This window comes from Verrucosispora sp. WMMA2121 (assembly GCF_027460185.1).
In the GTDB taxonomy this organism is placed as follows: domain Bacteria; phylum Actinomycetota; class Actinomycetes; order Mycobacteriales; family Micromonosporaceae; genus Micromonospora; species Micromonospora palythoicola.
Genome location: NZ_JAPZBH010000006.1, coordinates 1,407,524 through 1,421,116, shown reverse-complemented (window position 1 = coordinate 1,421,116; position 13,593 = coordinate 1,407,524). Strand labels below are relative to the sequence as shown.

The 13,593-nt window shown below is 71.4% G+C and carries 15 protein-coding genes; 11 read left to right on the top strand and 4 right to left on the bottom strand.

Features of this window, described 5'->3' with window-relative positions; translation table 11 throughout:
• Nucleotides 1–123 precede the first annotated feature (123 nt).
• From O7605_RS15375 to O7605_RS15355, 5 genes are all read left to right on the top strand, one after another.
• Nucleotides 124–468, top strand: coding sequence for a hypothetical protein (locus O7605_RS15375; protein WP_269739826.1), 345 nt, complete (start codon nucleotides 124–126; stop codon nucleotides 466–468).
• Nucleotides 469–496: 28 nt separating this feature from the next.
• Entirely contained in the window at nucleotides 497–925 is a 429-nt protein-coding gene (locus O7605_RS15370) for a hypothetical protein (RefSeq protein ID WP_269739825.1), read from the top strand.
• 382 nt (nucleotides 926–1,307) lie between these two features.
• Nucleotides 1,308–2,723 carry a PhoH family protein gene (locus O7605_RS15365; RefSeq protein ID WP_269739824.1) on the top strand — a complete coding sequence of 472 codons (1,416 nt, stop codon included), beginning with the start codon at nucleotides 1,308–1,310 and terminating at the stop codon, nucleotides 2,721–2,723.
• 291 nt (nucleotides 2,724–3,014) lie between these two features.
• Nucleotides 3,015–3,689, top strand: coding sequence for a lytic transglycosylase domain-containing protein (locus O7605_RS15360; protein WP_269739823.1), 675 nt, complete (start codon nucleotides 3,015–3,017; stop codon nucleotides 3,687–3,689).
• A gap of 109 nt (nucleotides 3,690–3,798) precedes the next feature.
• Nucleotides 3,799–4,452: a rhomboid family intramembrane serine protease gene (locus O7605_RS15355; protein WP_269739822.1), complete on the top strand. Its 654-nt coding sequence runs from the start codon at nucleotides 3,799–3,801 to the stop codon at nucleotides 4,450–4,452.
• On the opposite strand, the gene O7605_RS15350 is transcribed toward O7605_RS15355, so the two are convergent.
• Together O7605_RS15350 and glpX are read right to left on the bottom strand one after the other, a co-directional pair.
• Nucleotides 4,382–5,410, bottom strand: coding sequence for a DMT family transporter (locus O7605_RS15350; protein WP_443083930.1), 1,029 nt, complete (start codon nucleotides 5,408–5,410; stop codon nucleotides 4,382–4,384). The two genes, O7605_RS15355 and O7605_RS15350, sit on opposite strands and share 71 nt — an antisense overlap.
• Nucleotides 5,407–6,438, bottom strand: a complete 1,032-nt coding sequence (glpX, locus tag O7605_RS15345; RefSeq protein WP_164446111.1) for a class II fructose-bisphosphatase — start codon at nucleotides 6,436–6,438, stop codon at nucleotides 5,407–5,409. The genes O7605_RS15350 and glpX overlap by 4 nt, the downstream gene beginning before the upstream one ends.
• Nucleotides 6,439–6,582: 144 nt before the next feature.
• Here glpX and O7605_RS15340 point away from each other — a divergent pair, with 144 nt between their 5' ends.
• From O7605_RS15340 to O7605_RS15330, 3 genes are all read left to right on the top strand, one after another.
• A complete protein-coding gene (locus O7605_RS15340; protein WP_443083929.1) occupies nucleotides 6,583–7,158 on the top strand; it encodes a DUF4245 domain-containing protein in 576 nt (191 codons plus the stop codon).
• Nucleotides 7,159–7,292: 134 nt separating this feature from the next.
• Nucleotides 7,293–8,096: a hypothetical protein gene (locus tag O7605_RS15335; protein ID WP_269739821.1), complete on the top strand. Its 804-nt coding sequence runs from the start codon at nucleotides 7,293–7,295 to the stop codon at nucleotides 8,094–8,096.
• Nucleotides 8,097–8,330: 234 nt separating this feature from the next.
• Entirely contained in the window at nucleotides 8,331–9,167 is an 837-nt protein-coding gene (locus tag O7605_RS15330; protein WP_269739820.1) for a hypothetical protein, read from the top strand.
• A 193-nt stretch (nucleotides 9,168–9,360) separates the two neighbouring features.
• Here the strand turns inward: O7605_RS15330 and O7605_RS15325 are convergent, their stop codons facing one another.
• Both O7605_RS15325 and xseA read right to left on the bottom strand, forming a co-directional pair.
• On the bottom strand, nucleotides 9,361–9,582 hold the full coding sequence (locus tag O7605_RS15325) for an exodeoxyribonuclease VII small subunit (RefSeq protein ID WP_269739819.1): 222 nt from the start codon (nucleotides 9,580–9,582) through the stop codon (nucleotides 9,361–9,363).
• Nucleotides 9,583–9,751: 169 nt separating this feature from the next.
• A complete protein-coding gene (xseA, locus tag O7605_RS15320; protein ID WP_269742646.1) occupies nucleotides 9,752–10,972 on the bottom strand; it encodes an exodeoxyribonuclease VII large subunit in 1,221 nt (406 codons plus the stop codon).
• Nucleotides 10,973–11,129: 157 nt separating this feature from the next.
• Between xseA and O7605_RS15315 the strand changes: the two genes are divergently transcribed.
• The 3 genes from O7605_RS15315 to O7605_RS15305 all read left to right on the top strand — a co-directional run bounded on the left by O7605_RS15315 (nucleotide 11,130) and on the right by O7605_RS15305 (nucleotide 13,560).
• Nucleotides 11,130–12,122: a 4-hydroxy-3-methylbut-2-enyl diphosphate reductase gene (locus tag O7605_RS15315; RefSeq protein ID WP_269739818.1), complete on the top strand. Its 993-nt coding sequence runs from the start codon at nucleotides 11,130–11,132 to the stop codon at nucleotides 12,120–12,122.
• A 76-nt stretch (nucleotides 12,123–12,198) separates the two neighbouring features.
• On the top strand, nucleotides 12,199–12,651 hold the full coding sequence (locus O7605_RS15310; protein ID WP_269739817.1) for a hypothetical protein: 453 nt from the start codon (nucleotides 12,199–12,201) through the stop codon (nucleotides 12,649–12,651).
• A gap of 72 nt (nucleotides 12,652–12,723) precedes the next feature.
• A complete protein-coding gene (locus tag O7605_RS15305; protein WP_269739816.1) occupies nucleotides 12,724–13,560 on the top strand; it encodes a hypothetical protein in 837 nt (278 codons plus the stop codon).
• The last annotated feature ends 33 nt before the right edge of the window (nucleotides 13,561–13,593 follow it).

Here is a 13,593-nt window from a genome sequence, read left to right as displayed (position 1 = left end):
AGGTGCGGAGGCAAACGAACGAAAAGCTGATACTGTCACGTTCATGGGACAACCTACGGTGTGTCACGTGCATGAGACGATCAGTGCTCACCTGCGTCACGCGCCCGGTGCGAGGGGGACGCGGTGACCGAACTCGCAACCCGTGCCCAGGCGTTCGGTCTGGTGGCCGAGGGGGTCGCCGCGGGGCTCAGCGCGCCGTGGCGCCTCTACCTCGCCCGGGGCTGCCGCTACCTGTCGCTGAGTGTCGGTGACCGGGCCGAGTGGAACGCCTGGCGGACCCATCTCGGCTGCCCCGAACTGAGCGTCCGGGTCTACGACGCCGGCGGTGAGATCCGCCGCTCCTCGATGGCCGAGGTGGTCATGGATGGCTGTCGGATCAGCGTGGAACTGGTGGAGGAGATCGGCACCGACGACCTCGACCGGCTCCTGGTCGCCGACCCCACCACTGTCGAACCGGAGGAACGATGAGGGCCGCGCGGCGCACCGGAGCCGCCGGATGAGCCCGTTCCTGGCGATCTTCCTGGTGCTCGTGCTCGCCGCGACGAGCTACGCCGCCGGGCGGCTGCACGGGCAGCTCAGTTACCGGATCGGTTACCGCTTCGGCTACCGGCAGGGCTACTTCGACGGGGACCGCGGCGCGTGGAACCGGCGTCGTCGGGAGGCTCAGGCGGCCATCGCCTCCGCCCTCTCCGTCGCCACACCCTCGTCGACCCCCGCTCGGGTCTCGGCGACGGTGAATCCGCTTCAGCCGCGTGGAACGGGTGTGCCACCTCCGGCGCTGCGTGCCGACGGGTCACCGGGGGAGATCGAGAAGGGCCCGACAGTCCGCCCGGGCACCACGTACACCGGGTCGTCCTTCGGGGAGCCGGCCGCCTCGGTCACCGGGCGGCACCCGACCGGCACCCTCGTCCGACGGACCGGCTGAACCGGTCGACGGGCTCCGGCCCGTCCACAGGCGCGGCGCGTACGCCCTTCCGGGTGGCGCCGCCGGGGCCACGTCAGACCGGTGGCGGTGGTCCCACCGGCCGGGATGCGCGCAGGGGGCATGCATCCCGGCCGGTTCATCGCGTGGGCTCCGCACGGGTTGCGGAACTCGACCGCGTCCGCCCGCAGCCGTTCATGAACGACCACTAGCCGGGACGGGTGCGGGGAGCTAGCGTCTAGGCATGGCGCGGGGTTGTCCCGAGCCAGCCGGCCCGCCCGGCCTGTGACCTCGCGCACGGGGCCCGCATCCGACCCCGTGTCAGCCGGGCATCCGGAGGAGGCGGACCGCGGGTGGCCGGGTGCCCATCCGCCGGAGCAGGCCTGTGACGACTCGCCGTACGACCGCCGGTGCCGACCAGGGCCCGGCCGCGACTACCACGACCCGCCGCAGCACCCGGAGCCGCCGCACGGCGGCCGCCGGTTCGGCCGACCCCAGGGAGCCTCGACCAGCGGGCCAGTCCTTCGTGCTGGACACCTCGGTCCTGCTCAGCGATCCAGCGGCGTTTCACCGCTTCGCCGAGCACGAGGTGGTGCTCCCGCTGGTGGTGATCTCCGAACTGGAGGGCAAGCGGCATCACGCGGAGCTGGGCTGGTTCGCCAGACAGTCGCTACGCATGCTCGACGAGCTGCGGGTGCGCCACGGTCGGCTCGACCGGCCGGTGCCCGCCAACGACGTCGGTGGCACGCTGCGGGTGGAGCTGAACCACACCGACGACGGGGTGCTGCCGCCGGGCTTCCGCAACGAGTCCAACGACGCACGGATCCTCTCCGTCGCGCTGAACCTCGCCGCCGAAGGTCGGGAGGTGACGCTGGTCAGCAAGGACATGCCGTTGCGGGTCAAGGCCGCCTCCGTCGGGCTGCGCGCGGACGAGTACCGGCACGGCCAGGCCAGCGACCCGACCTGGACGGGGATGGCCGAGCTGGAGCTGGCCGAGGACGACATCACCCGGCTGTACGCCGGAGAGGTCATCGACGTGGACGCGGCGGCCGGTCTGCCCTGCCACACCGGCCTCGTGCTGCACTCGTCCCGGGGCTCGGCGCTCGGCCGGGTGCTGCCGGACAAGACCGTGCGGCTGGTCCGTGGCGACCGGGAGGCGTTCGGTGTGCACGGGCGCTCGGCCGAGCAACGGGTCGCGCTCGATCTGCTGCTCGACGAGTCGATCGGCATCGTCTCGCTCGGCGGTCGGGCCGGCACCGGCAAGTCCGCCCTGGCGCTGTGCGCGGGGCTCGAGGCGGTGATGGAACGTCGCCGGCACAAGAAGGTGATCGTCTTCCGCCCGCTGTACGCCGTCGGTGGGCAGGAGTTGGGCTACCTGCCCGGTTCGGAGTCGGAGAAGATGTCGCCCTGGGCGCAGGCGGTCTTCGACACCCTCGGTGCGGTGGTGCACGAGAACGTGCTGGAGGAGGTCACCTCACGCGGTCTGCTCGAGGTGCTGCCGCTGACCCACATCCGGGGGCGCAGCCTGCACGACGCCTTCGTCATCGTCGACGAGGCGCAGTCACTCGAACGCGGCGTGCTGCTGACCGTGCTCTCCCGGATCGGCCAGGGCTCGCGGGTGGTACTGACCCACGACGTCGCCCAGCGGGACAATCTCCGGGTCGGACGGCACGACGGCGTCACGGCGGTGATCGAGGCGTTGAAGGGCCATCAGCTGTTCGCGCACGTGACGCTCAGCCGTTCGGAGCGGTCTCCGATCGCCGCGATGGTGACGGACCTACTGGAGGACATCCCGACCTGACCACCTTATTGGGGGGATTGTACCGAAATTTGGCGTGACCCACATCACAATTGAGGTCCGCAGTTTCCCAACAGCCTCACTGTGCGCGATCGTGTCCCACGGGCGCCCACGCACCCGACGCATCGTTAGTGATCATTCGTCACTCCCATTCGGGGCGGACGACACCGACCACGCGACGGGGTGCGTCCACGGTGGCCGGTATATCCGCCGGCCGCGGGCGCCCGTGGTGCGCTACGACCTCAGTCTGGTCTCGGCGCACCGCGACCCTGACCCCGACGAAGGGATCACTTCGTGAGTCGGCCGTGGAGCCGGTTCGCCGCCCGCACCGCAGCCGTCGCGCTGCTCTCGGTGGGCGTGGCCGGTGGTTTCTACCTCAGTGAGGACCGCCAGTCCCAGCGCTCCGGCCCCGGCGCCCAGGTGGCCGGCAGCGTCAGCGATGTCGACGTCGACGTCGAGTACCGGCAGCAGGAGACGGTCTCCCGCCAGGTCCGTACCGCCCGGCAACAGGCCACCGAAGTGCGGAAGCAGGCCAAGGCCGCCGCCGAGAAGGCCCGCAAGGCCGAGGAGGCGGCACGCAAGAAGGCCGAGGAGAAGGCCGCCCGGGAGGCTGCGGCCCGGGCCGCGAAGCCGTACGACGGCCCGATTCCCGAGTCCTGCGAGGAGTACAGCGGTAACCGGAAGGTCGGCTGCGCGCTCATGATCGACGCGGGCTTCAAGATCGACCAGTTCCCCTGTCTGGACCGGCTCTGGAACAAGGAGAGCGGCTGGAACCACAAGGCCCGTAATCCCTCCTCCGGGGCGTACGGCATCCCGCAGGCGTACCCGGGGAACAAGATGTCCTCGGTCGGCTCCGACTGGGAGACCAACCCGGTCACCCAGATCAAGTGGGGGCTCGGCTACATCAAGGGCCGCTACAGCACGCCCTGCGCGGCGTGGAACCACTCGCAGGCCAAGGGTTACTACTGAGCTGAACCACGGCGGCGGGGCGCGGGCGACCGCGCCCCGCCGCCGTGGCACTCGTGCCTCGTGCCGGGAAAAGTGGCGGCCGTCGCCGTTTGCTGATAGCTGTTGACGGGTGACCCTGCTTCCCGGAAGTGGCGATCCCCACCGGTTCGGCACCCTGGCCTTCTACGCGTCCATCGGCCGGGCGTTCGTCGCCATGTGCGCGGTGGTTCCGGTGCTCTTCCTGATCGAGGGCCTCGACGTCTGGCTGGGCGCCGGATTCGACTCCGCCGCCGGGATCATCCCGCAGCGCATCGACGGACTGGACGGCATCTTCTTCTCGCCGTTCCTGCATCACGGCTTCGACCACCTCTACAGCAACAGCATCCCGCTGATTCTTCTCGGCACCTTCGTGCTGGCCGCGGGTGCCCGACGCTTCCTCTGGTCCACCCTGGTGATCGTTCTGGTCAGCGGGCTCGGCGTGTGGTTCACCGGCTCGTCCAACACGATCGTGGTCGGTGCCAGCGGGGTGATCTTCGGATACCTCGGCATCCTGCTCACCCGGGGCATCTTCGAGCGGAGTTGGTGGAACTTCGCCGTGTTCCTGCTGGTCGGGCTCCTCTACGGCGGCCAACTGGTCGGCGTCCTGCCCACCGACGAACGGATCTCCTGGCAGGGCCACCTGTTCGGGCTGCTCGGCGGCATCGTGGCCGCGATCATCTTCCGCCGTCGTCGGTCCGACCTCGACGGGCCGTACCGCTCCGAGTCTCCGATGACCATGCCCTGACGCGTCCGCCGAGCGCGGCGACCGCCACGGCGACCAGGGTCAGGACGGCACCGAGCAGCGTGGTCGGGTCGGGATGCGAGGCGGCGGAGGGCATCAGCACGTCCAGCAGCACGGCGCCGACCACCTGGCCGGCGACGGTGGCCAAACCGAGCAGCAACACGCCGGTGAGGCGGACCACCGCCGCGGCCACCGCGATGAACGCGACGCCGATCGGCCCGCCGAGGTAGAGCCAGAGATCGGTGGGCAGCCCGCCGGGAGGCAGGCCCCGCAGTGCGAGGCTGACGAGGAACGCGACAAGCAGCACCGCCGTACCGGCGGTGAAGTTGACGAGCGTGGCGGTCAGCGTGCTCCGGGTGACCACCCGGACCCACCCGTTCACCGCCTGCTGCCAGGCCACCGCCAACCCGGCCAGCAGCGGCAGCAGGGCCAGACCGAGGGTGGACGGCTCGCGGAACCGGTCGCTGACTGCCAGCAGCACCGCGACCACGGTCAGCGCCGCACCGGCCAGCCGGGCACCGGTCACCGCCTGCCGGCCACTCGGGCCGATCCCCGCCCGGTCGACCAGCAGGCTGCTCGCGGACTGGCCAGCGACCACGGCCACCGTGAACACCGCAACTCCCAGGGTGCCGACGGTGGCGCCCTGGGAGAACACCAGGAACGCGCCGCAGGCACCACCCAGACACTGCCAGGGCCGAAGCGCTCCCCGGTTGAGGGCGGTACGCAGCGTCGTCAGCCCGCGTCGCCCGGCGCGGGTGGCCGGTACCAGCAGCAACAGCAGCAGCAGGCCCGAACCGAACGAGACGACCGCGGCGGCGACCCCGTCGCCGAGGCGTACGCCCAACTCGCCGTTGATCCGCGACTGCGTCGCCACCGCGACCCCGGCCAGGGCCGCCAGCGCCACCGCGCCGAACCGGCGACCCGCCGACACCGCCGGCCGGGTCGCCGTGGGGGCGCTCAAGCCTGTTCGTCCAGCGGCCGGCCGTCGAAGTCCACCGCCGAGTAGAGGGCCAGCTTCTCCAGGCGGTGGTACGAGTCGATCACCCGGATGGTGCCGCTCTTCGAGCGCATCACGATCGACTGGGTGTACGCCCCGCCGGCCCGGTACCGCACGCCGCGCAGCAGGTCCCCGGAGGTGATGCCGGTGGCCACGAAGAAGCAGTTGTCGCCGGTGACCAGGTCGTCGGTGGTGAGCACCCGGTCCAGGTCGTGGCCGGCCGCGACCGCCTTCTCGCGCTCGGCGTCGTCGCGCGGCCAGAGCTTGGCCTGCATCATGCCGCCCATGCACTTCAGGGCGCAGGCGGCGGTGATTCCCTCCGGGGTGCCGCCGATGCCCATCAGCACGTCGACGTCCGACTCACCGCGTGCGGCGGCGATCGCGCCGGCGATGTCGCCGTCGGAGATGAAGCGGATGCCGGCCCCGGCGCGGCGGATCTCGTCGACCAGGCCGTCGTGCCGGGAGCGGTCGAGCACACAGACCGTGACCTCGGAGACGCTTGTGCCCTTGGTCTTCGCGATGCGGCGAAGATTCTCGACCGTGCCGGCCTCGATGTCCACCACGTCCGCATAGGCTGGGCCGACGGCGAGCTTCTCCATGTAGAAGACCGCGCTGGGATCGAACATCGCCCCGCGTTCGGCCACGGCCAGCACCGCGAGGGCGTTCGGCATGCCCTTGCTCATCAGGGTGGTGCCGTCGATCGGGTCCACCGCGACGTCCACCTCGGGGCCGTCGCCGTCGCCGACCTCCTCGCCGTTGAACAGCATCGGGGCGTTGTCCTTCTCGCCCTCGCCGATCACCACGACGCCCTTCATCGGGATCGAGTTGATCAGCTTGCGCATCGCGTCGACGGCGGCGCCGTCGCCGCCCTCCTTGTCGCCCCGGCCGACCCACCGGCCGGCGGCCATCGCCGCGGCCTCGGTGACCCTGACCAGATCGAGGGCGAGGTTGCGGTCGAGGTTCTGGGGAATTCGCGTCCTGATGGTGGTCATGAAAACGGCTCCTCCTCGCGGCGGTGCGGGGCGGGCCGGCGCTGCCGGCTTCGTCGCTGATCCTCACACGATGGCGGATGCGCAGCCGGGTCGGGGCGGTGATGGGACGGATACCGCCGGTCGAGCGGCTGCGAGAATGGCGGGGTGGAACCTGCACAGCCTGCTGACCGCACGCCCGACGACGAGCCCGTGCCACCACCCGCAGCCGCCGCGAAGTCCGAGCGGTCGCCGCGGGACATGGCCATCTCGCTGCTCGTGCTGCTGATCCCGATCGCCCTGCTACTCGCCTTCTACCGGGGCTTTCTCGGTGGGGACCAGCCGAACACGGTCGATCCGGCGCCCGCCTTCGAACAGGCGAGATCGGCCGGCGCGTTTCCGGTGAGCGAGCCCACCGAGCTGGGTGACGGCTGGCGGGCGGTACGCGCGGCCTACCGCACCGCCGAGGACGGGGCGATCCTGCGGGTGGGATATGTCACCCCGGAGGGGCGGGGCCTGCAGCTGGTGCAGAGCAACGTGCCGCCGGAACGGCTGCTGCCGGCCGAGCTGACCGACGAGGGCCGCCCGCAGGGGCAGGCCGATCTCGGGTCGGGCACCTGGCAGCGGTACACGGCCCGGGGCAACGAGCAGGCGCTGGTGCTGCTGCAACCGCAGCGCACGGTGATCGTCGTCGGCGACGCCCGGGACAACGAGCTGCGCGCGCTCGCCACCGCCGTGGACTGAACGGCGGCGACCGGTACGGGTGGGCCGGCAGATCGGGTGCCCCCTGCGTGTCGGTCCGATCCGCTACGCTCCCCGGGTTCGATGCCTGGCCGGCTGTGGTCGGTCGGGCTTTCATGCTTGAAGAGAGACGATCTGTGAACATTCGACGCTGGAGCGTGGGCCTCATCGCCGCCACGCTGCTCGTTCCCGGCCTCGCCGCCTGCAACAACGCCAGCGGCGACTCGCCCTCCGCGGGCGCCTCGGCCGATTCCGGCATTCCGGCCGACCCGAAGGCGGCGCTGGTCGCCTCCACCAAGGGGCTGGCCGAGGGCAACTTCACGTTCACCATCGCGGCCGACTCGATGACCGGCAAGGGCACGTTCCACAAGCCCAGCAACAGCGCTCAGATGACGATGACCGTGGGTGACGAAGACTTCACCATGGACTTCGACCTCATCCAGATCCAGCCGGACACCTGGGTGAAGGTCGACCTCGGTGACCTGTTCGCCGGCGTCCCGGGGATGGAGGCGATCAAGGACAAGTACCAGCACCTCGACGCCGCCAAGGCCAAGGACGCGAAGAACCTCGACATCTTCAAGGAGGGCACCGACCCGGCCGACGCCGCCGGCATGTTCGAGGGCCTCGCCGAGGTGCAGGAGACCGGTGCGGGCAGCTACAGCGGCACCTTCGACCTCACCTCGGTGAAGGACTCGGTGGCCGCCGACGAGGACATGCTCAAGGCGCTCGGCGACAAGGCCAAGGCGATCCCGTTCACCGCGAAGCTGGACGCCGAGGGTCGGCTGAGCGAGCTGGTCATGTCCATCCCGGCGGCGGGCGAGACCAAGGCGCAGGACATCAAGATCAACTACGCTGACTACGGTGCCGCGACCGCCGTGCAGAAGCCGCCGGCGGACCAGGTCATCGAGGCGAGCGAGCAGACCTACGAGATGTTCAAGTAGGCCGAGCGACGACGCTACGGGGGTGGGCTCAGCCCACCCCCGTTCGCTTTCGGCGGATCGTTGACCGTCGGGGTGGGTCGCGCTTGCGTACGCCGCGCGCCGGAAGGCCGGGCGGATCGGCGGCGGTCCGGGAGTTGTGGTCGGTTTCGGGTGATTGCGGGAGCGGCCGGCAGGGAACAGATAGGGAAGCCTCCGGCGCGAGAAGGCACCGGATGACCCTGCTGGGAGACACCGATGACCGTTCGACGACTGAGCGCCGGCCTGGTGGCCGTCGCCCTTCTCACGCCCGGCGTCGCCGCCTGCACCACCAGCGGCGAGGCCGGGCCGAGCGCCACACCGTCCGCCACCGCCACCGCCACCGGTGCCGCCTCCGAGGCTGACACCGAGGCGAAGCAGGCGCTGCTGGACTCGACCCGGGAAATCCGTAACGGCAACTTCAGGTTCACCATGTCCGGCGCCGGCTCGGTCATGGAAGGGCAGGTGCACCAGCCGAGCCAGACCGCCGAGATGCGGGTACGCCTCGGCGAGTCGACCGACGACCTGGCCATCAGTCTTGACGTCATCCACGCCAAGCCGGACAGCTGGGTGAAGCTGGACCTGCAGGGCCAGGCGGCCAGCGGTGTGCCCGGGGCGGACCGACTCAACCTGGGCAAGTACCACCACCTCGACCAGAGCCGGATTCAGGGCAACCGCAGCCTGGGCTTCGACTTCGACAAGGTCGACCCCGCCGGCAGTGAGGCGCTGACCCAGGCCGTCACCGATGTCCGCCGTACCGGCGACGGAGCGTACGCCGGCACCCTCGACCTGTCGAAGGCCGCCGACGCCGGTTCCCTCGACCCGAGCGTGGTCACCGCGCTCGGCGCGGAGGCGAAGTCGGTGCCGTTCACCGCGACCACCGACGCCCAGGGGCGGCTCACCGAGATGGTCATCCGACTGCCCGAGGGTGGCCGGCCCGCCGGGCAGGAGATCCGGGTGACCTACTCCGACTACGGCAACGCGACCGAGGCGACCAAGCCGCCGGCCGACCAGGTCGTCGAGGCGCCGCCGGAGCTGTACAACCTGTTCGACTGAGCCCGAAGCGCGGCGACCTGGCCGGACGGCCGCCTCGCCGGAGTCGGACCAAGGATCGCGGCGGGAGCCGGTCGGCTCCCGCCGCGCCGCCTGCCGGAATCGGCCGGCCCGCCGGTCAGCTGCCGCGTCGGCCTGCCGGATCGCCCGGGCGGTGGGTCGGCCGCGCCGGAGGCGATGTGTTCCCGGGGGCCGGTCAGGCAGCCGGATCGGGCCGGGCGGCGTCGATACGGGCGCGGGCACCGTCGAGCCAACGTTGGCAGATCACCGTCAGCGCCTCGCCGCGCTCCCAGAGCGCCAGCGACTCCTCGAGCGACGTGCCGCCGGCCTCCAGCCGCTCCACCACCGACGCGAGTTCGGCGCGGGCCTGTTCGTAGCTGAGCCGCTCGTCCGACCCGGCTGTCTTCTCGTCAGTCATCGCACCCATCTCAGCACAACGGCCCGACACCACCGGCGACCGCACCGCCGTCGTCCGCGCCCGATTGCGGTTAGGCCGCCGGTAGCGGTCACGCCGGGGCTCGGGATGGTGGCTCACGTACCCGGCGGCCCCGGGCGAGGTCGGCGGTTCGGGCGGTGCCCGTGTCTGGTCAGGTGTCGACCGTGGCGGACAGTTCGCCGTCGGCCAGGCGTACCCGCAGCGGGTCGCCGGCCGCCACCTCGGTGGCCGCGCGTACGACGTGGCCGTCGGCGCGTTGCACGATGGCGTACCCACGGTCGAGGGTGGCGGCCGGGGAGAGAGCGCGCAGCCGGGCCAGGGTGTGCCGCAGGTCGTCGTCGGCGGCGGCGAGCCGGTGGTCCAGGCAGCGGCCGGCGCGCTGGCGCAGTGCGACCAGATCGGCGGCCCGTTGCTCGATCATCACCTGTGGCCGGGCCAGCACCGGTCGGGAGCGTAGTGCGTCGATGCGGTGGGCCTCCCGATCGACGAGGTTGTGCACGGCCCGGTGCAGCCGGTGCCGGGCCTGCTTGATCAGGCGTACCTCCTCGGCGAGATCGGGCACCACCCGTTTGGCCGCGTCGGTGGGGGTCGACGCCCGGACGTCGGCCACGTAGTCGACAAGCGGCGCGTCCGTCTCGTGGCCGATGGCGCTGACCACCGGTGTGCGACAGGCGAAAACGGCACGGCACAGTGCCTCGTCGGAGAAGGGCAGCAGATCCTCGATGCCACCCCCGCCGCGGGCCAGGATGATCACGTCGATGCTCGGGTCCGCGTCCAGCACCTTCAGCGCGTCCACGATCTGCGGAACGGCGGTCGGGCCCTGCACCGCCACGTTCACCGTGCGGAACTCCACCGCTGGCCAGCGCCGGCGGGCGTTCGTCAGCACGTCCCGCTCGGCGGCACTGGCCCGACCGGTGATGAGCCCGATCCGCTGCGGCAGGAACGGTGGGCGGCGCTTGCGCGCCCGGTCGAACAACCCCTCGGCGGCCAGCAGCTTCTTGAGTTTCTCCAGCCGGGCGAGCAGTTCACCGAGGCCGACCTGACGGATCTCGTCGGCGCGCAGGCTGAGCGTGCCCCGGGCGGCGTAGAACTCGGGCTTGGCGTGCAGCACCACGCGGGCGCCCTCGCGCAGCTCCGGTGCGCCGGAGTCGAGCACGTCCCGGTTGGTGGTGACCGTGAGACTCAGGTCGGCGGAGGGGTCCCGCAGCGTCAGGAACACGGTGCTGGCACCGGGCCGCCGGCTGATCTGCGCCACCTGCCCGTCCACCCACACCCACCCGAGCCGGGCCACCCATGCACCGATCTTCTGACTGACCACCCGCACCGGCCACGGCTCATCCGAGCTGCTCTTCCCACCAGCCCCCTCACCCACACTCACCCGCCCACCCTACGACCCCCTCCGGGCCGGCGTCGATCATGAAGTTGTTGTGCTCGGCGCGGCGTGTCGCGGGCGTCAACTTCATGGTCAACGGGCGGTGGGGGTCGGCTCGGCCGCTGCCGGGTCCGGTGGTGGCACGTACGATGAGGGGGTGACTGAGGCTGAGGCGACTTCCCGGACCGGCAAGCGCGTGCTCCTGGCCAAGCCCCGCGGCTACTGCGCGGGCGTGGACCGGGCGGTGCAGACCGTCGAGGAGGCGCTCAAACTCTACGGAGCCCCCATCTACGTCCGCAAGCAGATCGTGCACAACAAGCACGTGGTGCGGACGCTGGAAGCCCAGGGCGCGATCTTCGTGGAGGAGAACGAGGAGGTGCCCGAGGGCGCCACGGTGATCTTCTCCGCGCACGGCGTGGCACCCGAGGTCTACGAGCAGGCCAGGCAGCGGTCGCTGAAGGCGATCGACGCCACCTGCCCGCTGGTCACGAAGGTGCACCACGAGGCGAAGCGGTTCGCCGCCGAGGACTACGACATCCTGCTCATCGGTCACGAGGGGCACGAGGAGGTCATCGGCACCTCCGGCGAGGCGCCGGAGCACATCCAGCTGGTGGACGGTCCGGAGGACGCCGACCGGATCACCGTGCGGGATCCGAACAAGGTGGTCTGGCTGTCGCAGACCACGCTGTCGGTGGACGAGACGATGGAGACCGTCGCCCGGCTGAAGAAGCGGCTGCCGATGCTCCAGTCGCCGCCCAGCGACGACATCTGCTACGCCACCAGCAACCGGCAGCACGTGATCAAGGAGATCGCGCCGGAGTGCGACGTGGTGATCGTGGTGGGCTCGCGTAACTCGTCGAACTCGGTACGCCTGGTCGAGGTGGCCCTGGACGGCGGTGCCCGGGGCGGCCACCTGGTCGACTTCGCCCACGAGATCGAGGACGCCTGGCTGGCCGACGCGCGTACGGTGGGCCTGACCTCGGGTGCCAGCGTGCCGGAGGAGTTGGTGCAGGAGGTGCTGGCACACCTCGCCGAGCGTGGCTTCACCGACGTCGAGGAGGTGGTGACCGCGAACGAGCGGCTCACCTTCTCACTGCCGCAGGAACTCAAGCGGGACATGAAGGCCGCCGCCGCTGCGGCCCGCGACTGAGCCGCCGGACGGGTTCGTGAACACGCCAGGCCGGCCCGGTGGAACTGTTCACCGGCCCGGTGCGTCAGAGCTTGGTATGAGGACCATTCGGATCGCCGTCACCGCGTTGATCGTCTGCACGGCGCTCGCCGCCTGTGCCGGCCAGGAGGCGGGTGACGGCCCCACCACCCCGACCCCGACGGGAGCGTCACCGGTGACCGAACTGCCCACCCCGGACCCGACCGGGTCCGCGCCCGCGCCCTCACCCTCCGACCCCGTGGACCCGACGGCGCCCACCACCCGACCGACGGTCCGGCCGAGCGCCCCGTCGAAGCCACCCGCGACCGCCGAGATCACGTTGACCGGCCGGATCGAGTCCGGCGTCGAGCCCGGCTGCCTGCTGCTCGACGGTTACCTGCTGCTCGGCGGTCCGCGCGACGTGCTCAGCGCAGGCGCGTCGGTGACGGTGACCGGGCGTCCCGACCCGACCATGATGTCCACCTGTCAGCAGGGCACCCCGTTCGTCGTGGCCTCCGCCAGGCGCGGCTGAGTTCTGGCCCTGGGCCGCCCGCGACGGCGGCACGGGCCGACGATGTGGATCAGTTGATGGCAGGATGCCCCGGTGCGGTACCGACCGATCCTTCCTGCGGCGGCCGGGGCCCTCGCCGCCGTCCACGTCCTCAACATCCTCACCGGTGTTCCGCTGCTGCGTCAGGCCGAGGTGGCCGCGTTGCTGCTGTTGGCGGCGTACGCGCTGACCGCCCGGCCACCGGACCTGCCCTGGGCGCTGCCGGTGGCGCTCACCGTGCTCGTCGTCGACGCGTGGATCACGATGCCCGCCGAACCCGCCGACCGGGAATGGCAGGTCTTCCGAACCGACGCGGTTGACCCGACCCTGGGGTTCGTCACCGGCCTCCGGCTGAGCTGGGCGGCGCTGCTTCTCGTCCTGATCCTGCTGCTGACCGGTCGGTGGCGCGATGCCCGCCCGGGACGTTCCGCCCTCACCGGTACGGTGCTGGCGGCGACGCTCGTGGTCGGGTACGCGGCCGTCCGGCTGGCCGAGATCCACTTTGCGGTACGCGCGACCCAGCGGTCCGGTCCCGGCGACACCGGCCCGTCCGCCGTGGCCACGGTCGGCGCCATACTGGCACCGCTCGTCCTCGCCGTCGGCGCGTTGGTCCTGGCCGCCCTGCTGGCCGGGCGTCGCCACCGGATCGCCGCCGGCGGTGCCGTCCTGCTGGTGCTGGTCGCCGTGACCCACCTGGACGTGGCGCTCGACGCGTTGTCGCTGCCGTCGGCCGCCGGACAGGGTGTCCTGCTGACCGCTGTCTACCAGGCCAACGCGAGCCTGCCGGCGTCCGGACCAGCCGTCCTCGCCGCCGTCGAGGTGGCCGCGTACCTGCTGCTGGTGGTGGGCCTGGTCGGCCGCCACCCGGGACGGGCCGAGCCGGTCAGCTGACCGGCTCGGCCCGTGGACGGACGGAAGCCCGTC

Coding starts and splice junctions, on each gene's coding strand:
- O7605_RS15310 (WP_269739817.1), top strand. CDS start 12,199: ATGAGGACCATTCGGATCGCCGTCACCGCGTTGATCGTCTGCACGGCG.
- glpX (WP_164446111.1), bottom strand. CDS start 6,438: ATGACCACCATCAGGACGCGAATTCCCCAGAACCTCGACCGCAACCTC.
- O7605_RS15325 (WP_269739819.1), bottom strand. CDS start 9,582: ATGACTGACGAGAAGACAGCCGGGTCGGACGAGCGGCTCAGCTACGAA.
- O7605_RS15330 (WP_269739820.1), top strand. CDS start 8,331: ATGACCGTTCGACGACTGAGCGCCGGCCTGGTGGCCGTCGCCCTTCTC.
- O7605_RS15370 (WP_269739825.1), top strand. CDS start 497: ATGAGCCCGTTCCTGGCGATCTTCCTGGTGCTCGTGCTCGCCGCGACG.